The 19,464-nt window shown below is 62.5% G+C and carries 20 protein-coding genes and 1 tRNA gene; 11 read left to right on the top strand and 10 right to left on the bottom strand.

The window, feature by feature from the left end; translation table 11 throughout:
* Positions 1-59: 59 nt before the first annotated feature.
* The 6 genes from M1D34_RS11900 to M1D34_RS11875 all read right to left on the bottom strand — a co-directional run bounded on the left by M1D34_RS11900 (position 60) and on the right by M1D34_RS11875 (position 4,489).
* Complete coding sequence (locus tag M1D34_RS11900) at positions 60-1,262, bottom strand: MFS transporter (protein WP_003527187.1); 1,203 nt, start codon at positions 1,260-1,262, stop codon at positions 60-62.
* Between the two features lie 79 nt (positions 1,263-1,341).
* Complete coding sequence (gene chrA, locus M1D34_RS11895; RefSeq protein WP_498779164.1) at positions 1,342-2,784, bottom strand: chromate efflux transporter; 1,443 nt, start codon at positions 2,782-2,784, stop codon at positions 1,342-1,344.
* Positions 2,751-2,900, bottom strand: coding sequence for a rhodanese-like domain-containing protein (locus tag M1D34_RS11890; RefSeq protein WP_164777877.1), 150 nt, complete (start codon positions 2,898-2,900; stop codon positions 2,751-2,753). The genes chrA and M1D34_RS11890 overlap by 34 nt, the downstream gene beginning before the upstream one ends.
* Before the next feature lie 254 nt (positions 2,901-3,154).
* Entirely contained in the window at positions 3,155-3,421 is a 267-nt protein-coding gene (locus tag M1D34_RS11885; RefSeq protein ID WP_010968791.1) for a hypothetical protein, read from the bottom strand.
* A gap of 188 nt (positions 3,422-3,609) precedes the next feature.
* Positions 3,610-4,065, bottom strand: coding sequence for a hypothetical protein (locus tag M1D34_RS11880; protein WP_013844065.1), 456 nt, complete (start codon positions 4,063-4,065; stop codon positions 3,610-3,612).
* Between the two features lie 350 nt (positions 4,066-4,415).
* Positions 4,416-4,489: transfer RNA gene (locus M1D34_RS11875), tRNA-Gln, on the bottom strand.
* A gap of 315 nt (positions 4,490-4,804) precedes the next feature.
* Here M1D34_RS11875 and M1D34_RS11870 point away from each other — a divergent pair.
* From M1D34_RS11870 to M1D34_RS11860, 3 genes are read left to right on the top strand one after another with little or no spacing between them, the layout of a single operon-like run.
* Positions 4,805-6,409 (top strand): Ppx/GppA phosphatase family protein, encoded by a 1,605-nt coding sequence (locus tag M1D34_RS11870; RefSeq protein ID WP_498779161.1) that lies wholly within the window; start codon positions 4,805-4,807, stop codon positions 6,407-6,409.
* Positions 6,406-7,143 carry an RlmE family RNA methyltransferase gene (locus M1D34_RS11865; protein WP_100669377.1) on the top strand — a complete coding sequence of 246 codons (738 nt, stop codon included), beginning with the start codon at positions 6,406-6,408 and terminating at the stop codon, positions 7,141-7,143. Before M1D34_RS11870 ends, M1D34_RS11865 begins: the two co-directional genes overlap by 4 nt.
* Positions 7,144-7,147: 4 nt before the next feature.
* Positions 7,148-7,531, top strand: coding sequence for a VOC family protein (locus tag M1D34_RS11860; protein WP_318856738.1), 384 nt, complete (start codon positions 7,148-7,150; stop codon positions 7,529-7,531).
* 77 nt (positions 7,532-7,608) lie between these two features.
* Here the strand turns inward: M1D34_RS11860 and M1D34_RS11855 are convergent, their stop codons facing one another.
* Positions 7,609-9,021 carry a DHA2 family efflux MFS transporter permease subunit gene (locus M1D34_RS11855; protein ID WP_498779159.1) on the bottom strand — a complete coding sequence of 471 codons (1,413 nt, stop codon included), beginning with the start codon at positions 9,019-9,021 and terminating at the stop codon, positions 7,609-7,611.
* A gap of 252 nt (positions 9,022-9,273) precedes the next feature.
* Here M1D34_RS11855 and M1D34_RS11850 point away from each other — a divergent pair, with 252 nt between their 5' ends.
* The 4 genes from M1D34_RS11850 (at position 9,274) to M1D34_RS11835 (ending at position 13,414) form a co-directional block, all read left to right on the top strand.
* Positions 9,274-10,254, top strand: a complete 981-nt coding sequence (locus M1D34_RS11850) for an MBL fold metallo-hydrolase (RefSeq protein ID WP_013844067.1) — start codon at positions 9,274-9,276, stop codon at positions 10,252-10,254.
* A 190-nt stretch (positions 10,255-10,444) separates the two neighbouring features.
* Positions 10,445-11,947 (top strand): IMP dehydrogenase, encoded by a 1,503-nt coding sequence (guaB, locus tag M1D34_RS11845; protein ID WP_010968796.1) that lies wholly within the window; start codon positions 10,445-10,447, stop codon positions 11,945-11,947.
* 60 nt (positions 11,948-12,007) lie between these two features.
* Positions 12,008-12,424, top strand: coding sequence for an MAPEG family protein (locus M1D34_RS11840; protein WP_127595304.1), 417 nt, complete (start codon positions 12,008-12,010; stop codon positions 12,422-12,424).
* Between the two features lie 114 nt (positions 12,425-12,538).
* On the top strand, positions 12,539-13,414 hold the full coding sequence (locus tag M1D34_RS11835) for a dienelactone hydrolase family protein (RefSeq protein WP_003527204.1): 876 nt from the start codon (positions 12,539-12,541) through the stop codon (positions 13,412-13,414).
* Here M1D34_RS11835 and oxyR read toward each other — a convergent pair whose 3' ends face one another.
* The gene (oxyR, locus tag M1D34_RS11830) at positions 13,415-14,368 is read right to left on the bottom strand and encodes a hydrogen peroxide-inducible genes activator OxyR (protein WP_027992384.1); all 954 of its coding nucleotides are present in this window, start codon (positions 14,366-14,368) and stop codon (positions 13,415-13,417) included.
* Positions 14,369-14,543: 175 nt separating this feature from the next.
* On the opposite strand from oxyR, the gene katA reads away from it, so the two are divergent.
* Positions 14,544-16,028, top strand: coding sequence for a catalase KatA (katA, locus tag M1D34_RS11825; protein WP_280097475.1), 1,485 nt, complete (start codon positions 14,544-14,546; stop codon positions 16,026-16,028).
* 83 nt (positions 16,029-16,111) lie between these two features.
* Here the strand turns inward: katA and M1D34_RS11820 are convergent, their stop codons facing one another.
* Positions 16,112-17,062, bottom strand: a complete 951-nt coding sequence (locus M1D34_RS11820) for a LysR substrate-binding domain-containing protein (protein ID WP_003527211.1) — start codon at positions 17,060-17,062, stop codon at positions 16,112-16,114.
* 210 nt (positions 17,063-17,272) lie between these two features.
* On the opposite strand from M1D34_RS11820, the gene M1D34_RS11815 reads away from it, so the two are divergent.
* The 3 genes from M1D34_RS11815 (at position 17,273) to M1D34_RS11805 (ending at position 18,539) form a co-directional block, all read left to right on the top strand.
* Complete coding sequence (locus M1D34_RS11815) at positions 17,273-17,569, top strand: DUF1127 domain-containing protein (RefSeq protein ID WP_003527213.1); 297 nt, start codon at positions 17,273-17,275, stop codon at positions 17,567-17,569.
* Positions 17,570-17,847: 278 nt separating this feature from the next.
* Positions 17,848-18,144, top strand: coding sequence for a type II toxin-antitoxin system HigB family toxin (locus M1D34_RS11810; protein WP_127595299.1), 297 nt, complete (start codon positions 17,848-17,850; stop codon positions 18,142-18,144).
* Positions 18,144-18,539 carry a helix-turn-helix domain-containing protein gene (locus tag M1D34_RS11805; RefSeq protein ID WP_003527219.1) on the top strand — a complete coding sequence of 132 codons (396 nt, stop codon included), beginning with the start codon at positions 18,144-18,146 and terminating at the stop codon, positions 18,537-18,539. The genes M1D34_RS11810 and M1D34_RS11805 overlap by 1 nt, the downstream gene beginning before the upstream one ends.
* 60 nt (positions 18,540-18,599) lie before the next feature.
* On the opposite strand, the gene M1D34_RS11800 is transcribed toward M1D34_RS11805, so the two are convergent.
* On the bottom strand, positions 18,600-19,433 hold the full coding sequence (locus M1D34_RS11800) for a DUF937 domain-containing protein (protein ID WP_498779155.1): 834 nt from the start codon (positions 19,431-19,433) through the stop codon (positions 18,600-18,602).
* Between the last annotated feature and the right edge of the window lie 31 nt (positions 19,434-19,464).

Here is a 19,464-nt window from a genome sequence, read left to right as displayed (position 1 = left end):
CTCACCGGAAGATAGCCACGCGAGCGGCTCACGTCTGTTCTCCCAAGGAGGCGGTCGGCTCAGTATTCCTCAGGTGGCTTGTGGTGTCGGAACTGCAGCAAGAGCAGCACGTCGTAGGTGATCTTCAGCGCGGCGCAGATTAGGAACGGCCAAGCACGAAACGAGGCAGCGAAGAGAGCGCCTGCCAGTGCAGGGCTGACCGCTGCGGCGAGACTGCGCGGCACCGAGGTGAAGCTTGCGGCCGCGGTGCGTTCCGCCTCGGTCACGACCGCCATCACATAGGATGAACGCGTCGGAACATCCATCTGCGAGAGTGCCGCACGAACCAATAGCAAGGCAAGCGCCAGCGGCAATGTAGGCGCGAATGCTGCCAGCATCAGGGCGATGCTCGATGGGATGTGAGTGAACACCATCGTGTTGATGAGGCCAACCCGCTTCGATAACCATGCGGCGACAGGAAAAGAGAAGGCCGACAGCACGCCCGACCAGAAGAAAAACACCCCGGCTTCCGCGAGCGACAGATTGAATTGCTCGAACAGCCACAGGGCGAGCAACGACTGCACCACGAACCCGCCAGCGAATGCATCGAGGCTGAAAAGGGCTGCGAGCTTGAACACGATAGCGCGCGAGGGGCCAAGTGCTGCTTTCGCGGGCTCACCGCGGGTGATGCGCGGAGGCATGCGGGCATAAAGTACTGCGCCAGCCAGACCTAAAAACGCGTAGACAACGAACATCAGCTTGATGGCGGTCAGTTGCCCGAAGCCGAAGGTCGTCATGAAATCCGGTAGAGCTGCCGCGAGCGCCCCGACGGCGCTTGCGAGCGCTCCGGCGAGGCTGTAGCGAGCGAACATGCGCGTCCGATCGGCACTCGCCACTTCGCGGGTAAGCACCGCATGCTCCAGTGGGACGAAGACGCTCACGCTGCCTGCCGATGGATTGATCGTACCTGCAAAGGCGACCACCAGCAGGAGCGCGTAATCATTGACGATAGACATGGCGACACCGGAGGCGACCATCAGGCCGGCGGCGGCCAGGAGCAAGCCGCGGAGATCACGGCGCGCACCGAGGAATCCGATCGCGATCGTCAAGAGTGCGGAGCCGGAGAGCGATGCGGTCGCGATGACGCCGACTTGCAGCGGCGAAAATCCCAAAGCAAGCAGATAGACCGGCAACAGAATGGCGACGAACCCGTCGCCAAAATCGCGTAAGGCGCGCGCCGCAAAAAGATAGGTGGCCGGATGAATGCTTTGCACCGCCTTCATACCTTCGCTCGGAGCGCCCCCTCCCTCGAGCCCCTGCGCGCTTCTCAATCGAAGCGCTGCCGGATCGCGTTTTCGGGAGCTAGATCCACCCCATGAACAATCCATAGACGAGGCCGATGAGGGAGCAGCCGGCCAAGACTGTCAGCATGCCGATTTTGAACCGGAACACCGCGACAATCGCGCCGACGGTCAGGATGAGAGAGGCAAGGTTCACAGAACTCAGAACCGGCACATCGACCGTCATGCCGAATCCGCGCGCTTCATAGAGTTCGCGAAAGAGCACGTGCAACGCGAACCAGACTGCCAGATTCAGGATGACCCCGACGACCGCCGCGGTGATCGCCGCCAGCGCGGCGGACAGAGCCCTGTTGTTGCGCATCGTTTCCATGAACGGCGCGCCGAGGAAAATCCAGAGAAAGCAGGGCACGAAAGTCACCCAGGTCGTGAGCAGCGCGCCGAGCGTGCCGGCGAGCAATGGATGAAGCAGACCGGGGTCGCGGTAGGCGCCCATGAAGCCCACGAACTGAGTGACCATGATCAGCGGGCCAGGCGTCGTCTCAGCCATGCCGAGACCGTCGAGCATCTCGCCGGGTTTCAGCCAATGATAGTGCTCGACGGCTTGTTGAGCGACATAGGAGAGAACCGCATAGGCGCCGCCAAAGGTGACCATCGCCATTTTCGAAAAGAAGATCGAGATGTCGGTGAAGACATTCCCTGGGCCAAGCAACGCGACAAGTGCAAGCACCGGAGCGAACCACAAAAAGAGAGCGACACCGGCAACCTTGAGCGACCAGCTGATTGGGGGCCGTGCATGGGCCGGAACCTCTTCGCCAAGCGCGGTCTCGATATCAGCGACTTGCCTGCTGCCAACTTTTCCGTGTCCGTTCCCCGCCTGAAAGGCAGCCCAGCCGGCTCGACCGCCGACAAAGCCGATGAGACCCGCAGTGAGGACGACCAGTGGGAAGGGAGCGCGGAACAGGAAGAGCGCGATGAATGCCCCGGCGGCAAGGGCTATCATGGCACTGTTCCTGAGCGCCCGGCGGCCGATACGAAGAACCGCTTCGAGCACGATCGCCAGAACCGCGGCCTTCAATCCAAAGAACAGCGCCTGAACGGCGCCGACATTTCCGAAGATGGCGTAGATCCAGCTCAGCACCATGATGGCAACGGCGCCGGGGAGCACGAATAGGGCTCCGGCGACCAGACCGCCCTTGGTCTTGTGCATGAGCCAGCCGATATAGATTGCAAGCTGCTGCGCTTCCGGCCCCGGCAGCAGGGTGCAATAGTTCAGCGCATGTAGAAACCGGGTCTCGCCAATCCAGCGTTTCTCCTCGACAATGATGCGGTGCATCATCGCGATCTGTCCGGCTGGGCCACCAAAGCTCAAAGCCGCCACGCGTGCCCAGACCCGGAGCGCCTCGCCAAAGGAAATACCGTGGCTCAAAGCCTGACCTTGAGCCGATGTGGTCGTGTTCTGTGCAGTTTCGGTCAATTCCACGCTCCCTTCTTCGGCGACGGCCATGTGTGTATCTCATCAGTCGCGTCACGGCACCAGCGCACGTCGATGAGGACCGGGCAGTTCGGGGTGCCTATGAAGCGGGCAAGCTTTTCGGGGGAAATTTCGAGAAGTGTAGACATGGCGCGTCCTCCGCCTGGCGGTTTATCGGACGCGATGCTTCGGCTGTCGCCTCGTGGGGTGATCGCAACCCCATGGAACGTGTTTTCTGGCCTTTGCCTGTCGTTGTCAAGCGATGGTCAATGGTCCGGATGTTTCGGGCTGCGCGCGCGATGATCTCTGCCATGGACCAGATGCGTCGACTGATAAGCGGCACCGACCGGCCGCCGGCGAGCGCCGCCGGCGCCTGACCGGAAGATAGCCACGCGAGCTGCGCTCAGTACCGGTAATATCCATAGGCAGGCCGCGGCCCGCGCTTGCACTTGATCTCTTCCTTGTACTCGTCCTCGTCCCATTTCCGCTCGATCTTGCAGCGACCGCGGCGATACTCTTCCTTGTATGCTCTTCGTTCATAGCGTGGCTCGTCATGATACCCACGCCAGCGCCCGTGACCGCTTTCGTCTTTCCAGGGGTCGGCCAGCGCGTTGCCGGCGCACAGGGTGAGAGCCACGCCGGCCGCCGCTGCGATGGTCAAAAGCTTCATGGTCGGGCTCCTTCGTCGTATTCTCGTATGCCGGATCAACGCATCTCTGAGCGCTTAGTTTCGAAGATCGGCCCTGAACGCCGGATGAATGGCAGGCAACGACGATGCTGCGAGGAGAGGTATGGCGGGGCGCTCGACAAGCCCGCCGGTCAAGAGCGGCGGGCCTGTGTTCGCTGAAGAGCGTGGCGCTATACGGATGGTTTAGCCGTGCTCGTGTGTTTCCGCCTTTTTGGTTTGGCCGCCTTATCGGGAGCACGCTTTCCCAGCGGGACCAGTTCGATATGCGCAGGGTTGGGATAATGGTCCAACGCCGCTCCAGTCGCTGCGTCCACACCCATTCCGATGACGCCGCCAATCAAAACATTGCCAGCAAAACCGGCAGCACCCGCGCCGACTACTTTTGTCTTGATCTCGATGGACCCCTTTTTGTAACCATCTTTCTCAGCATATGCGGTGAACTCCGTGCGACGGTTGACTTCGATCGTGCATGGAGAACGAGGGCAGTACTTTCCTATAGAAGTACTTATACTTGCATCGCTGGGTGACGATGTAATGGTTACGTTTTCCGTGGTTCCGCGGGTGATGGATCCGCAACCTGACACCGCAACCATCACGGTCAGCGCCGAAAATATTCTTAGATTCATGTTGATAGCCCCGATTGCCCATAGGTTCTTACAAGAGCAATCAATCGCTCTTCCCCCCGATCTGTCTACAAGGAAATGCAACCGGAAGGAGATATTAACAACATGCTTCGCGGCGATGCTTGCGGCCCGCTGCCGGAGGAGCCCGGCACTGGGGCGGGAAGGGCGGCGAGGTGCCGTTGGATGCTAGATCGCTGCGGAAACATGCGGGCAACGGTTGGGGTCTGGTGCGGGATCGTCGGCTGCGTAAGACATTTCATTGAGCGGCAACAGCGTACAGCGCCGATAGGCGACGATAATCGCTTATTTAAGCAAAATGCATGCTAAGTAGCTGTTTTATCAGGGAAAGTGGTTGGCTGGGGAACCTGGATTCGAACCAGGACTAACGGAGTCAGAGTCCGCTGGTCTACCGTTAACCTATTCCCCAAGGCCCGCAGGCGGTGTACCGCCGCGTCGGTGTGGCGGGCTTATAAACAAAAGAACGCCCGATGCAAATACCTTTTGCCAAAAAAATGCGGCCGGGCTGTGTCCTTTTAGTTTTGGGTTGAGCTCGAAAGTCCATCGATCCTTGATCGATGTCCGGCAACCGCAGGGGGGAAGGGCGGTCGGGGTCGCCCGCTCCGTTATGGTTTCAAAAAAAGTTTGGCGAAAAGAAGCGGCGCTGGTACAGTCGCGCCAACGCAAAATCGAGAGAGCGCCTTGAGCGGCCGTCAGGCTTCGCGCGGCGCCATGGTTGAGACAAGTGAAAGACCCCGATCACGGCGAGAAGCCGTCTGAATCCGGGGCGTCGGCAGCAGGCCGCAGCGAGGCGCGCACAGGCGCGCCGCGGGGCGGCAAGGGCAAACGGAGGCGGCGTAAGCTGTCCGGTTCCCCGTCTGCAATTGCCAGCGGATCCGGCCCGTCCGGGGAAGCAGGGCGTCCCGCAGCACTGAACGAGGCGGAGCCGTCGCGCAAGCGCAAACGGCGCCGGCGTTCGAAATCAGCAAGACCGCAAGATCAGTCCGCTGCCTCCGGTGCAAGCGCGCCGGCGTTGGATGCGGTGCTCAGCGACAAGAAGGGCGGCCAAAAGCGCAACAGGAAGGCGCGCCATCGGCGCGGCCTTCAGGGGCGGCCGCTGGCTTCCGCGGGCAACCCGACGACAAGCCTGCGGCCGGGCGGCCGGCCGGGCGAGCGGCCCGGCGATACTGCGCGGCCGCGGAACGGCGAAGCCGCCGCGCAACAGCAGGCGCGTCCGGAGAGGCTCGGTGCGCCGTTCGTCGCGCCGGGCGAGCCGCCGGCACCGCTTTATGCGGCACTCGACCTCGGCACCAACAATTGCCGGCTGCTCGTCGCGCAGCCGACCCGGCCGGGCCAGTTCCGTGTGGTCGATGCGTTTTCGCGAATCGTCCGCTTGGGCGAGGGGCTCGGCGCCAGCGGGCGGCTTTCGGACGACGCGATGGAGCGGTCGGTCGAAGCGCTCAAGGTCTGTGCCGCCAAGCTCGGTGCCCGCTCGATCCGCCGTCGCCGGCTGATTGCGACCGAGGCTGCGCGTGCGGCTGCCAACGGCGAAGCCTTCATGAAGCGCGTCGCCGAGGAAACCGGTCTCGAACTCGAGATCATCGATCGCGAGACGGAGGCACGGCTTGCCGTGTCCGGCTGCTCGTCGCTCGTCGACCGCGAAACCAGGTCCGTCGTGCTCTTCGATATCGGCGGCGGCTCGTCGGAAATCGCCGTCATCCGGATAGGCGAAAATCGCTCGAGCCGGCTTGCCAATCACATTACCCACTGGACTTCTCTGCCCGTGGGCGTCGTCACCCTTTCCGAGCGCCACGGCGGCGAGCATGTGACGCCCCAGAGTTTCGAGGTGATGGTGCGCGAGGTCGAGGCGATGCTCGCCGGCTTCGAGAGCCCCTCGGTCGACGCGCTGGCAAGCGGCTCCTACGGCGACGGCTTCCATCTGATCGGAACGTCGGGAACCGTGACGACGCTCGCCGGCGTGCATCTCGACCTGCCGCGTTACGACCGCCGCCGCGTGGACGGGCTCTGGCTTTCCGACGACGAGGTCTCGGCCATGCAGGCGCGCCTGCTCTCCTGGGATTTCGCCGCACGTGCCGCCAATCCCTGCATCGGCCCGGACCGGGCCGATCTGGTGCTTGCCGGCTGCGCGATTCTCGAGGCGATCCGCCGCCGCTGGCCGTCGAGCCGCATGCGCGTCGCCGATCGCGGGCTTCGCGAAGGGCTGCTGACCGATATGATGGCGGATGACGGGGCCTGGCGCCGGGGGCGTCCGCGCCGTCATCAGCGCAGCTTCGGTTCTGCGCAGGCGGGCGAGGAACGGGTGAAGCGCCACGAAGGAACCGAGGCATGACGAAATCCCCGATCGGCGGCAATCGCAGCGGCCGCAAGCTCGGACAGAAGGTCAAGAAGGGCAAGCTCAAGGCGTCTTCGCGCCGCTGGATCGAGCGCCACATCAACGACCCCTATGTTCAGCGGGCGCAGCTCGAAGGCTACCGCGCAAGAGCGGCGTTCAAACTTCTCGAGATCGACGAGAAGCACAAGATTCTTGCCGGCGCCAAGCGCATCATCGATCTGGGCGCGGCACCCGGTAGCTGGTCTCAGATCGCCGCCAAGGTGACGAACTCGACCGATGCCGATCCGCGGGTCGCGGCGATCGACTTCCTCGAAATGGATCCGATCCCGGGCGTCCGCTTCCTGCAGATGGATTTCCTCGATCCCGAGGCGCCGGAAAAGCTGAAACAGGCGATCGGCGGAGCTCCTGATATCGTCCTGTCCGATATGGCGGCGCCGACCACGGGCCATCGCCAGACCGACCATATCAGAACCATGCATCTCTGCGAGGTGGCGGCGCATTTCGCCGTCGAGGTACTCGCGGAGGGCGGACATTTTCTGGCGAAGACCTTCCAGGGCGGCACCGAGCGCGACCTCCTGAACATGCTGAAGCAGAATTTCCGCCAGGTCGTCCATGTGAAGCCGGCATCGTCGCGTGCCGAATCGGTGGAGATGTTTCTGCTCGCCAAGGGTTTCAAGGGTCGCCATGCGCTTGAGAGCGACGAGCCGGCAGAGGGTGCTGCGGAAGAATAGAGCCATGCTGCTATATGTGACCCTCGGCTCCAATGACCTCGAAAGGGCGGGCGCTTTCTACGACCGGGCGCTTGCGCCCCTCGGCCTCAAGCGCCGCAAGGAGGATGAGGTGGAGATCGGTTACGGGGCGGAGGGTGACGTCCGCTGCCGGCTTTGGGTGGTGACGCCGTTCAATCGCGAGGCCGCGACGATCGGCAACGGCTCGATGGTGGCGCTCGAAGCGGAAAGCCGCGCGGCGGTGGACGCCTTCCATGCCGCGGCGCTCGCCGGCGGCGGCACCGATGAGGGCGCGCCGGGGCTGCGCCCGTTCCATGCCAATTTTTATGCGGCTTACGTCCGTGACCCGGACGGCAACAAGCTTTCGGCGGTCTGCGAGCGGCCGGAATAGGAGTTGTGCGGCTTGCTTGAAAGGGCAGGGGCGGAGCGCCCCCCTGACAGTGCTGCCTAATCAGACCCTGCGGCAGATTATTTGCCGGCAGCCGTCGTTTCCACTTCCCGTACTGCCAGCCGATGCCCCGAAACCGAGGCGCCGGCATTCTTCGCCATGGCGATGAAGGGGATCGCCGCCAGAAGGTTGGCGATGGCAATGATCATGAAGGCGACGTGAAAGTCTTTAAGCTCAAGCGGCTTGCCGCTGAGCGCCGTCTCGAATTCGAGAATGGCGCCTGCGACTGCGACCCCCAATGCGAGACTGATCTGCTGCAGTACGGCGCTCATCGACGTCGCCTTGCTGGCGTCGGCATCGTCGATATCGGCGAAAGAGAGTGCGTTGACGCCGGTGAAGAAGAAGGACCGGGCGAAGCCGGCGATCAGCAGGACGGAGATCAACAGGAGATAGGGTGTCGCCGGCGTGAAGAAGCCGTTGGCGAAAGTCGTGACGGCCGCGATCACGGCGGCGATGAGCAGCGTCGTGCGGAAGCCGGCGAAAGCGAACACGCGGCGCGCGAGGAACTTCGTGGTGATGGCGCCGACGGCGCCGACGAAGGTGATGAGGCCCGACTGGAACGGGCTGAGACCAAAGCCCACCTGCAGCATCAGCGGCATCAGGAAAGGCACAGCGCCGACGGATATGCGGAAGATCGTGCCGCCGATCGACGCGGCGCGGAAGGCGCCGTCGCGGAAGAGCTTGAGATCGAGCACGGGCGCCGGATGCCGGCGCGCATGGAAGATATAGAGGAGCGAGGCGGCGACGCCGGCCGACACGGAAGCGATACCGATCGCCGGCGGCAGGGCCGGCAGGCTGATGACTGAGAGCCCGAAGACCACGCCGGCGGCGGCAATGCCCCCGAGCAGGAAACCGATGATATCAACCGGGGGCGGATTTCGCCGCTCCATCTCGGGCAGGTAGATGCCGGAAAGAAAATAGCCGACAATGCCGACCGGCACGTTGATCAGGAAGATCCAGTGCCAGGAGAAATAGGTCGTTATGAAGCCGCCGAGCGGCGGGCCTGCGAGCGGTCCGACCAGTGCGGGGATCGTCAGCAAAGCCATTGCCGAGACAAGCTCGCTTCGTGGCGCACTGCGGACAAGGACGAGCCGCGCGACCGGCGTCATCATGGCACCGCCCATGCCCTGCAGGAAGCGCGCAACGACGAAGGCGAAGAGGCTATCCGCCACCGCGCAAAAGACGGAGCCCGCGATGAAGACGAGGATCGCCGCGCGGAAGATGCGCTTCGCGCCGAACCGGTCCGCCATCCAGCCGCTCAGGGGAATGAAGATCGCCAGCGCCACCATATAGGAGGTCAGCGCGAGCTTCAGCGTGATCGGCCCGACACCCATATCGCGCGCGATTGCCGGCAGCGATGTCGAAATAACGGTTGAATCCATCTGCTCCATGAAGAGAGCGACGGCGAGGATCAACGGGACGATGCGGTTCATGAAAGGCGCCTTGGGGCTGTCACTGCGGGCGTTAGCCGCATTGGTTCTTAATTCGAAATCGATTTGAGGACAAAATCATCAGAACTCGTGCGCGCGGGTCGCGGGTAAGGGGTTCCGATGGCTTTGTCGGGGCGAAACCGGAGATTGAAGATCAAATGCGTGTGATCCCTCCTGTCCATTTCTGTCAAGGCACTACTTCTCGCCTGTGATCGCCGGCGCGCGGGCAGCTCCGGTCAACAGGAGGGAATGACGATGGCATTTCAATTGAAGCGGCGGACGCTGTTCGCGGCAGGCGCGGGCGCGTTGGCGGCACCAGGCCTGCTTGCAGGTATTGCCGGTGCTCAGGAAACGGCGGAAAAGGACGGCATGGGCAAGAGCGCGGACTTCAGGACATTGAAACTCGGAAGTTTCAAGGTGACGGTGATCAGCGACGGGACGCGCGCCGCGGACAAGCCGCACGAGATCTTCGGTACCGATCAGCCTGCGGAGTCGGTCTCCAAGCTTCTGGAACAGAATTTCCTGCCGACCAGCGGCTTCGTCAACGGCTTTTCCCCGGTCCTGGTCGATACCGGATCCGAGGTCGTTCTCTTCGACACTGGGCTTGGCGAAGGAGGTCGCGAGGCGGGCACGGGCAAGCTTGCGGAAGGCCTGAAGGCTGCCGGTTATGCCCCGGAACAGGTGACGGTCGTCGTCATCACTCACATGCACGGCGACCATATCGGGGGCCTGACGGAGGGTGGAAAGCCCGCTTTTGTCAATGCGCGCTATGTGACCGGACAGGTCGAGTACGACTTCTGGAAGGACGGCGCCCGCGTCGGCACGCCTGCCGAGAACGGGCACAAGGCGGTGCTGGCGAAGGTCGTGCCGCTGGCGGAAAAGATCACCTTCGTCGCGGATGGTGGCGACGTCGTGCCCGGCATCTCTGCCATGGCCGCGTTCGGTCATTCTCCGGGGCATATGATCTATCGGCTCGAGTCCGACGGCAAGGCCATGATCCTGACCGCAGACACCGCGAACCACTATGTCCTGTCGCTGCAGCGGCCCGACTGGGAGGTCCGCTTCGACATGGACAAGCCGGCCGCGAGTGCGAGCAGAAAAAAGGTCTTCGACATGATCGCAACCGACCGGCTGCCCTTCATCGGGTATCACATGCCGTTTCCGTCCGTCGGCTTCGTCGAGAGCCAGGATCAGGGCTATCGCTTCGTACCGGCGAGCTATCAGTTCGATATTTGAAGAGACGGCTTGTTGCACTGCGACAACAATTCGGCGGGGCCCATAAGATTTGGGCCCCTTGGCTATTTTCATTCCGGCGTATCCGTGTTACCAGCCCTCGCCAACTTCCAAGACAAGCCTTGAAGTCACCCGGTGGACAAGTCGCTGAGCGTCCCCGGGGATTTTTCGTTTATTTGAAGAGGAACTGGCCATGGCGCGCATCATCGAAACGGCAACCGGTCTGGAGGCTTTGACCTTCGACGACGTCCTGCTCCAGCCAGGGCATTCCGAGGTGATGCCGGGCCAGACGAATATCGCCACCCGTATCGCACAGGACATCGAACTCAATCTTCCGATCCTCTCGGCGGCCATGGATACCGTCACCGAGGCGCGGCTCGCGATCGCCATGGCACAAGCCGGCGGCATCGGCGTCATCCACCGCAACCTGACGCCCGCCGAACAGGCGGAAGAAGTCCGGCAGGTCAAGAAGTTCGAAAGCGGCATGGTCGTCAATCCGGTCACGATCGGCCCGGATGCGACGCTTGCGGATGCTCTGGGCCTGATGAAGGCGCACGGCATCTCCGGCATTCCGGTCGTGGAAAACGGCGGCCTGGGCGGGCAGACGCAGGGGCGCCTCGTCGGCATCCTCACCAACCGCGACGTCCGCTTCGCTTCCGATCCTTCCCAGAAGATCTACGAATTGATGACGCGGGAAAACCTCATCACCGTGAAGGAAAGCGTCGATCAGCAGGAAGCAAAGCGCCTTCTGCACAAGCACCGCATCGAGAAGCTCCTCGTGGTCGATCCCGAAGGACGCTGCGTCGGCCTGATCACGGTCAAGGACATCGAAAAGTCCCAGCTCAACCCGAACGCCGCCAAGGATGCGCAGGGCCGGCTTCGCGCCGCCGCCGCCGTCAGCGTCGGCGACGACGGTTTCGAGCGTGCCGAGCGGCTGATCGATGCCGGCGTCGACATGATCGTCGTCGATACCGCCCACGGCCATTCGCAGCGCGTGCTCGATGCGGTGGCACGCGTGAAGAAGCTTTCCAACTCGGTGCGCATCATGGCGGGCAACGTCGCGACGGGGGACGGTACCAAGGCGCTGATCGACGCCGGGGCGGATGCGGTCAAGGTCGGCATCGGCCCCGGCTCGATCTGCACGACGCGCATCGTCGCCGGGGTCGGCGTGCCCCAGCTCGCCGCGATCATGGCGGCCGTCGATGCCGCGCAGGCCGCGGGCATCCCGATCATCGCCGACGGCGGCATCAAATTTTCGGGCGACGTTGCCAAGGCGATCGCTGCCGGCGCTTCGGCCGTGATGATCGGCTCGCTGCTCGCCGGAACGGAGGAGAGCCCCGGAGAGGTCTTCCTCTACCAGGGCCGGTCCTTCAAGGCCTATCGCGGCATGGGGTCCGTCGGCGCCATGGCGCGCGGATCGGCCGACCGCTATTTCCAGGCAGAGGTCCGCGACACGCTGAAGCTCGTGCCCGAAGGCATCGAGGGACAGGTGCCTTACAAGGGGCCGGTCTCCGGCGTCCTGCACCAGCTCGCCGGCGGCCTGCGCGCCTCCATGGGCTATGTCGGCGGGGCCACGATCAAGGATTACCAGGAGCGCGCCACCTTCGTTCGCATCTCCGGCGCCGGCCTCCGCGAGAGCCATGCCCATGACGTGACGATCACCCGCGAGAGCCCGAACTATCCGGGCGGCGCCTGATATCATCGGCGGACGCCGTCCGGCGTCCGCCATGTCCATTGCTGACGCTGAAGAGCACCGATGACAGGCTTCGGAATATTCTGGCCGATGGTGGCCCATGTCGCGCTTGTTTTTGCGCTCTATGCGCTCCTTTCCACGCGTCGGGCATCGCTCATCAGGACGGGCAAGATCGACGCTTCCCTCTTCCGGGAAAACCGCGACGAGCCGGGCGAGAGCCTTATCGTGCGGAACAGCATCGCGAACCAGTTCGAGCTGCCGGTTCTCTTTCATCTCTGCTGCGTGCTGCTCTACCTCACCGAGGCGGACAATATCCTTTCGCTTGGCCTCGCCTGGCTTTTCGTGGCGCTCCGTTATGCTCATGCCTTCATCCACGTCACCAGCAATCGGCTTCGCTATCGCCAGCCGCTCTTCATGGCGGGTTTCCTTGTGCTCGTCGCGATGTGGACATGGCTTTCCGTCTGGATGGCGATGAGCTGAGGTAACGCAGTTTTGTAAGTCCGTGACCGCGCCGCTGACCTATCCTGTCGCCGGGTGGTCTGCTGCCGCCTGCTACAGCGACATTTGATCTGCCACAGCCCCAGGGAGAGCGTCATGAACAAGCCTGTCATCACCCAGGCGATGATCGATGCCTATGACGAGTATACGCATCTCACTTTGGATCGCCGCCGTTTCATGGAGAGATTGACGGCGCTCGCGGGTACGGCTGCCGCCGCCGCCGCAATCGCGCCGATGCTGGCTGCCAATAGTGCCAAAGCCGAAATGATCGCCGAGACGGACGAGCGTATTAAGGGAGAGGACATCACCTATCCCGGCGCCGACGGCGAAATGAAGGGATATCTCGTCAGACCCGCCGATGCCTCGGGCAAGCTTCCCGCCGTCATCGTCATTCACGAGAATCGTGGCCTGAACCCGCACATAAGAGACGTTGCGCGCCGCATGGCGCTCGAAGGTTTCGTGGCGCTTGCGCCCGATTTCCTGTCGCCTGACGGTGGGACACCCGATGACGAGGACAAGGCGCGGGAGATGATCAGCGCACTCGACGCAACCGAGACGAATGCGAATGCCGTCGCCACCGTGAGCTTTCTGAAAGGCCATGCGGAAAGCACAGGCAATGTCGGCGCGATCGGATTTTGCTGGGGCGGCGGTCTCGTCAACAGGCTTGCCGTGAACGCACCCGATCTCAAGGCCGGCGTGGCCTATTACGGTGCCCAGGCGAAGGCCGAGGACGTGCCGAAGATCAAGGCGGCGCTGCTGCTGCATTACGCCGGGCTCGACGAGCGCATCAATGCCGGCATAGAGGCCTACCGCAAGGCGCTGACGGAAAACGGCAAGGACGTGACGATCCACGTCTATGAAGGTGCGAACCACGCCTTCAACAACGATACCTCGGCGGCGCGATACAACAAGGAGGCGGCCGACCTCGCCTGGCAGCGGACCGTCGAATTCCTGAAGACGAAGCTGGTTTGATCATGCGGCCGGAAGAGGCGCAGCTTTCGCCGCGCCTCTTCCGGCCGCGGCGGCGTCCCGTGAGACCTTCCGGGCGCAGGCGGATATGGCGTTTGCAAGTGCGTCCATGTCGCGCGGCCGCGGGTTGCTGCGCCGCCAGATGAGCCCGATCTCGCGAGAGGGCTCCGGGGCGGCGAAGGGCACGATCCGGATCGCGTTGCGTGCGGCTTCGCTCGGTATCGCGATCTCGGGAATGAGCGTCATTCCCATGCCGTTTGCCACCATCTGCAAAAGCGTTGCCATCGACGTGGCGCCGAAACTCAGGAGCTGCCGTTTGCCGGCCGTATTGCAGACGGCCAGCGCCTGATCGCGCAGGCAATGGCCTTCTTCGAGCAACAGCAACTGCGAAATATCCACCTGCTCTTCCGTCATCGGCGACATGAGCACCTGCCGGTCGTTCTCCGCCACGGCCATATAGAAGCGATCGGAAAACAGCGCCCGGGTAACGATGCCGTCCCCATCGACCGGCAGCGCCGCCACGACCGCATCGAGCCGGCCGTCGCCGAGATCGGCGACGAGCCGGTCGGTGAGCGACTCCTTGAGCTCTATGTCGATCGCCGGGTACCGTTCGCGCAGGTAGGGAATGAGCCTCGGTACGAGATAGGGCGCGAGCGTCGGGATGACCCCGAGGCGGACCCGCCCTTCGAGAGTGCCCGTATTTGTCCGGGCGCTCTCCTCCAATCTGCCGACATCCGCGAGGATGGAACGCACCTGTGCCAGCACTTCCTCGCCCTTGACGGTCAGGAAAACGCCGGCGCGGCTCCGTTCCACCAGCTTCACGCCCAGATGTTCTTCCATCTCCATGATCTGCGCAGAGAGTGCCGGCTGGCTGACATGGGTGAGTTCGGCCGCCTTGCCGAAGTGGCGAGCGGCCGCGAGGGCATCGAAGTAACGCATCTGCCTGAGTGTCAACATGATAGGAAAATCTTATCGTAAATGGCAGGAAATACAATTGGAGATTATCGTCGCGGGATGGGAGAAACCAGTGCCAAGGCCTTCCATGCACTGTGGCGATCGTGGCCGCTGTCGTTCAGCCGTCACGCTCTTCAGCGAGCATCGGAAGCCGAAACATCGAAACAGGAGGGATGTGATGACAGATCGTCCGACGATCACCACCACCGCCGGGGCGCCGGTGCCGGACAACCAGAATTCGCTGACGGCAGGCCCGCGTGGCGGCATCATGCTGCAGGATTATCAGCTCATCGAGAAGCTGGCGCACCAGAACCGCGAGCGCATTCCGGAACGCGTCGTCCATGCCAAGGGCTGGGGTGCTTTCGGCTCGCTGAAGATCACCGGCGACATCTCGCAATACACCAGGGCGAAGTGTCTCCAGCCCGGCGCGGAAACGCCGATGCTGGCCCGCTTCTCGACCGTTGCCGGCGAACAGGGCGCCGCCGACCACGAGCGCGACGTCCGCGGTTTCGCGCTGAAATTCTACACCGATGAAGGCAACTGGGACCTCGTCGGCAACAATACGCCGGTCTTCTTCATTCGCGATCCCTACAAGTTCCCCGACTTCATCCACACGCAGAAGCGTCATCCGAAGACCAATCTCCGTTCCGCCACTGCCATGTGGGACTACTGGTCCCTGTCGCCGGAAAGCCTGCATCAGGTGACGATCCTGATGTCCGACCGCGGCCTCCCGCAGACGCCGATGCATATGAACGGCTACGGCTCGCACACCTATTCCTTCTGGAACGACGCGGGCGAACGCTATTGGGTCAAGTTCCACTTCAAGACCCAGCAGGGCCATAGGTTCTTCACCAACGAGGAAGGCGAGGCGGTCATCGGCAAGACCCGCGAGGGCTATCAGGAGTCACTGTTCTACGCCATCGAGAACGGCGAGTTCCCGCGCTGGACGGTGCAGGTGCAGATCATGCCGGAGCTCGACGTCGAGAAGACGCCCTACAACCCGTTCGACCTGACCAAGGTCTGGCCGCATGCCGACTACCCGCCGGTCGAGATCGGCGTGCTGGAGCTGAACCGCAACCCGGAAAACTATTTTGCCGAGATCGAGAATGCAGCCTTCTCGCCCTCCAATATCGTTCCCGGCATCGGCTTCTCGCCGGACAAGGTGCTGCAGGCCCGCATCTTCTCCTATGCGGACGCCCACCGCTACCGCCTCGGCACGCATTACGAGCACATCCCGGTCAACCAGCCGCGCTGCCCGGTTCACCACTATCATCGCGATGGTCAGATGAACACCTATGGCGGCATTCGCACCGGCAATCCGGACGCCTATTACGAGCCCAACTCCTTCAATGGCCCGGCCGAACAGCCGCTGGCCAAGGAACCGCCGCTCAGAATAGACGGCGACATGTCCCGCTACGACCACCGCGTCGGCAATGACGACTACGTCCAGGTGCGGGCGCTGTTCGGCCTCTTCGACGAAGGGCAGAAGTCGCGCCTCTTCTCCAACATCGCGGCCGCCATGGGCGGCGTCCCGGGCGAGATCATCGAGCGGCAGCTCATTCATTTCGCCCGTGTCCACCCGGAATACGAGGCGGGCGTCCGCCAGGCGCTGAAGACCGCCCACGGCTACGAGGCGGACACGATCAGCACGGCGGCCGAGTAATCAGGCGCCCGTTCCCGACAAGCGCGAAGGCCACGCCTCAGCAAGGCGTGGCCTTCGTCATTGGAGGAGCCGTGTAAGGCGGCTCACCAGCCCGGCAGCATATGGCTCTGCCTGAGGCGCGGGTAACGCGGATAGCCCTTGAGATCGCCTTCGAGATCGTCGTTGACGGTGATGGGCGTGATGTTGTCGAGGCAGGCGGTAATATGATTGGTGATCGCGTTCGACAGCGACGGCGAAAGGCCGGGGCGCTTCATGATGCCGATCTGCACCGGCGCCAGCGACGGGAAGCCGTCCGCCAGCGTCAGCACCTTCATGCCCGGTCGCAACGCCGACTCCGGAAGCACGGAGACCGCCATGCCGGCGAGCACCGCGGCGGCAACGACGGTCGAGGACCAGCTCGTGAACAGGATCTGATATTCCTTGCCGGTAGCGTCGAGCGCCGCGCAGGCAGCCTGCCGCCACTGACAGTCGCGCCGGCCGACCGCAAGCGGGATCGGGGCATTCTCGGGCAGCGGATGATTGATGGAGCTTACCCAGCAAAGCGGTTCGGTCCGTACGACGTCGGAAGCCCGCGCACGCGGATTGTGGGTGACGAGCGCGATGTCGAGATCGCCCTTCGCCATCTTTTCCGCAAGGTCCACCGAAGGCTCGCAGATGATGTAGAGCTCGACGTTCGGATGCGTCTTGGCGAAGCGGACGATGATTTCGGGCATGTAGCGGTCCGCGTAGTCGTCCGGTGTGCCGATCCGCAGCGTTCCCTCGAGGCGGTTGTCGTCGAAGGAGGCGATCGCCTCATTGTTGAGGCGGATCATCCGGCGGGCAAAGTTGAGGAGCCTGTCGCCCTCGACGGTCAGCCGGTTGCCCCGGCCATCCTTCATGAAAAGCGGCTTGCCGATCCGTTCTTCCAGGCGTCGCATCTGCATCGATACGGCGGATTGAGTCTTGAAGACACGGTCGGCCGCCTTGGTGAAGCTGCCCGTGTCTGCGATTGCTACGAAGGTTTGCAGCTGGTCAATATCGAGCGGTGCGGACATGGCCGGAATACCCATAAGATTGTTTGATGAATATCATTAAAAACATTCGTTGGACTGATCAATAAGGATTTGCGAATGATAATCCGCAAACCACGTCAATCTTTCCGGCCAAAATAGTCGCCGGTTCGCCAAAAGTATTTCGGCCTGCCCCTGCGAAAGACCTCCCCGCAGGGGACGGGTTTCTTCGTGCCCGCGAAAAGGAGTTCCGTCATGCGCACGACCCACCACGCCTCCGGTTTCGGCCTCGTTGCGAGCAGGCAGTCGCCTGCAGTCCGCACAACAGGCATCGTCGGCGTGCTGACGGCCGTCTGGCGCCTCTATCGAAACCGCTGCCAGATCGCCCGCCTGCAGGATCTCGACGACCGCCAGCTGCTGGACATGGGTTTGAAACGCGAAGACCTGCACGAGGCGCTGACCTCGGCCTTCTTCGAAAACCCGGGCAGCTATCTGACGCGCGCCTCACGCAATCGGGCGAACCTCTTCTACAGGGGAGTGCGCCACGATTGACCCCTCATGGCGCGTCCCGCCGCCTCGGATGCGCCAGTGCGGCATGATCTGCGAAATCTTCGCCCTCGCGCGGATCATGCCGCGAGATTCGGATGGTGCCGACGGCACCTGAAAGTTCCCCGCAGGGTATGAGCCAATAGACCCTGCTGCTTGCCCGGTACATGCCAAGACATGTACCGGGCTTTTTTTGCGCAAGAGCGGGGCGCTGTAGGCTCTGACGCCGCTTTCCCTCACAGCTATTATTGACATGTTCCCAATTTGGGAATATCCAAGGTTCCATGCAAATCATAGCGAAGTCCACGTTGAGAGCGTTTTGGGAAAAGCACCCTCAAGCAGAAACGCCTCTCAAAACGTGGCACGCGGTGGTTAGGAACGCCAACTGGGCGGGCCCGTCCGATGTGAAGTCGATGTTCGGTGCCAACGTGGATTTTGTGAGCGACAATCGCATCATTTTCGACATATCAGGCCATAAATATCGCCTTGTCGTTCACGTCGCGTACCCGTTCAAAAGAGTACTGATCAAGTTTATGGGCACCCATGATGAATACGACAAAGTCAACCCGGAGAAAGTGTAATGGACAATATTCGCGCCATAAGGAACGATGATGACCTTGCATGGGCCATCCACGAGGTCTCGAAATACTTCGATCAGCCGCCTGAAACCGGAACCGAGGAAGCGGACCGTTTCGATATTCTCTCGACCCTGATCGAGGCTTACGAAAACGAGCATCACCCGATCGAAGCTCCTGAGCCCGTTGAGTTGATCAAGGCGCACATGGAGATGTTCGGCCGTACGCAGGCAGATTTGGCGGCACTTTTCGGCTCCCGTTCCAGGGCCTCCGAAATCTTGAGCAAAAGGCGCGCTCTTACCGTCGATATGATCCGCAGACTTCACAAAGAATGGGGCATCCCAACCGACTGCCTGGTCGAACCGTATCATCTTGTTGAGCCAGAGCGTGCCTACGCATAGCGCTTGGCACGAGCCGTAGAAAGCGAACAACCGCCCTCATCCGCCTGCAAATTCCGACGGCTACGCCTTGCCGCCCGAGCCGCCCTTGTGGCTCTCGAACAGCGCGTCGATGCTTTTCTGATATTCCTTCTGCATCTCCAGGCCGCTGTCGAAGAGGCTGTTCATCGCCTGCGAAAACTGGGCAAAGGCTGGGTTATCGGCCGGTGCTTTCTCGGTCGTGCCGGCGCCTCCCATCATCTCCCGATAGGCCTTGAAGAAGGGATTGTCGGCGAAAAGGTCGGCTGCTTTCGGCTTATCCCCGGCCCTGCCCATTTCTCCCGCCTTGCCCACGCCGAAAAAGCCCTGCATCGCCTGGGCGAAAGGATTGTCGAAGGGGTTGGACTGCGGTTCGGGCTTCTTGGCGAAGCCCGTCGCCTCCATCCATTGCTGCATCAGCGTCATCATCGGATTGTCGGCGAGCCCACCGCTCATCTGCCCCGTGGTCTGCTTGAAGAGACCCCCCATCAGCGTGCTCGCCATCACCGGGAGCATCTGTTTGTAGATCTCCTGGCCGATCCCCGTCATCTGTGCCGCCTGCGCCGCGATCGCGCGCGACATTTCCTTCGAGCCGAAAAGCTGGCCGAGAATGCCGTTGCCATCGGCGACGCCCTGGGGTGTGAACGCCTGGCTGATGTCTTCGAAATACCGGGCGTAATTGCCGGTCGAGAGCGCCGTCAGCAGCGCGCCGAAGTCGTAGGGGTTCGTGGCATTGTGCTTGAAGCCGGTGGAGAATGCGGGCATCAGCGCGGCCGTGGCTTTCGCCATCTGCTCCTGCGCGAGCCCGAATTGCTTCGCCATCAGTTCGATGGCGTGGCCGTTCTGCGCCTGAGCGAACATGTCAAAAAGCGGTGCCATTGGCGTTCCTTCCCGGACGAGACGCATGTCC

The sequence above is a fragment of the Ensifer sp. D2-11 genome (genome assembly GCF_054161295.1).
The sequence above is the reverse complement of the archived record's forward strand: the minus strand, read 5'-3'. Positions and strand labels throughout refer to the sequence as shown.

What these genes read in the sequence shown, in the direction of transcription:
- M1D34_RS11900 (WP_003527187.1), bottom strand. Translation starts at nt 1,262, where the DNA reads ATGAAGGCGGTGCAAAGCATTCATCCGGCCACCTATCTTTTTGCGGCG.
- chrA (WP_498779164.1), bottom strand. Translation starts at nt 2,784, where the DNA reads ATGGCCGTCGCCGAAGAAGGGAGCGTGGAATTGACCGAAACTGCACAG.
- M1D34_RS11890 (WP_164777877.1), bottom strand. Translation starts at nt 2,900, where the DNA reads ATGTCTACACTTCTCGAAATTTCCCCCGAAAAGCTTGCCCGCTTCATA.
- M1D34_RS11885 (WP_010968791.1), bottom strand. Translation starts at nt 3,421, where the DNA reads ATGAAGCTTTTGACCATCGCAGCGGCGGCCGGCGTGGCTCTCACCCTG.
- M1D34_RS11880 (WP_013844065.1), bottom strand. Translation starts at nt 4,065, where the DNA reads ATGAATCTAAGAATATTTTCGGCGCTGACCGTGATGGTTGCGGTGTCA.
- M1D34_RS11865 (WP_100669377.1), top strand. Translation starts at nt 6,406, where the DNA reads ATGACGAAATCCCCGATCGGCGGCAATCGCAGCGGCCGCAAGCTCGGA.
- M1D34_RS11860 (WP_318856738.1), top strand. Translation starts at nt 7,148, where the DNA reads ATGCTGCTATATGTGACCCTCGGCTCCAATGACCTCGAAAGGGCGGGC.
- M1D34_RS11855 (WP_498779159.1), bottom strand. Translation starts at nt 9,021, where the DNA reads ATGAACCGCATCGTCCCGTTGATCCTCGCCGTCGCTCTCTTCATGGAG.
- M1D34_RS11850 (WP_013844067.1), top strand. Translation starts at nt 9,274, where the DNA reads ATGGCATTTCAATTGAAGCGGCGGACGCTGTTCGCGGCAGGCGCGGGC.
- guaB (WP_010968796.1), top strand. Translation starts at nt 10,445, where the DNA reads ATGGCGCGCATCATCGAAACGGCAACCGGTCTGGAGGCTTTGACCTTC.
- M1D34_RS11840 (WP_127595304.1), top strand. Translation starts at nt 12,008, where the DNA reads ATGACAGGCTTCGGAATATTCTGGCCGATGGTGGCCCATGTCGCGCTT.
- M1D34_RS11835 (WP_003527204.1), top strand. Translation starts at nt 12,539, where the DNA reads ATGAACAAGCCTGTCATCACCCAGGCGATGATCGATGCCTATGACGAG.
- oxyR (WP_027992384.1), bottom strand. Translation starts at nt 14,368, where the DNA reads ATGTTGACACTCAGGCAGATGCGTTACTTCGATGCCCTCGCGGCCGCT.
- katA (WP_280097475.1), top strand. Translation starts at nt 14,544, where the DNA reads ATGACAGATCGTCCGACGATCACCACCACCGCCGGGGCGCCGGTGCCG.
- M1D34_RS11820 (WP_003527211.1), bottom strand. Translation starts at nt 17,062, where the DNA reads ATGTCCGCACCGCTCGATATTGACCAGCTGCAAACCTTCGTAGCAATC.
- M1D34_RS11815 (WP_003527213.1), top strand. Translation starts at nt 17,273, where the DNA reads ATGCGCACGACCCACCACGCCTCCGGTTTCGGCCTCGTTGCGAGCAGG.
- M1D34_RS11810 (WP_127595299.1), top strand. Translation starts at nt 17,848, where the DNA reads ATGCAAATCATAGCGAAGTCCACGTTGAGAGCGTTTTGGGAAAAGCAC.
- M1D34_RS11805 (WP_003527219.1), top strand. Translation starts at nt 18,144, where the DNA reads ATGGACAATATTCGCGCCATAAGGAACGATGATGACCTTGCATGGGCC.
- M1D34_RS11800 (WP_498779155.1), bottom strand. Translation starts at nt 19,433, where the DNA reads ATGGCACCGCTTTTTGACATGTTCGCTCAGGCGCAGAACGGCCACGCC.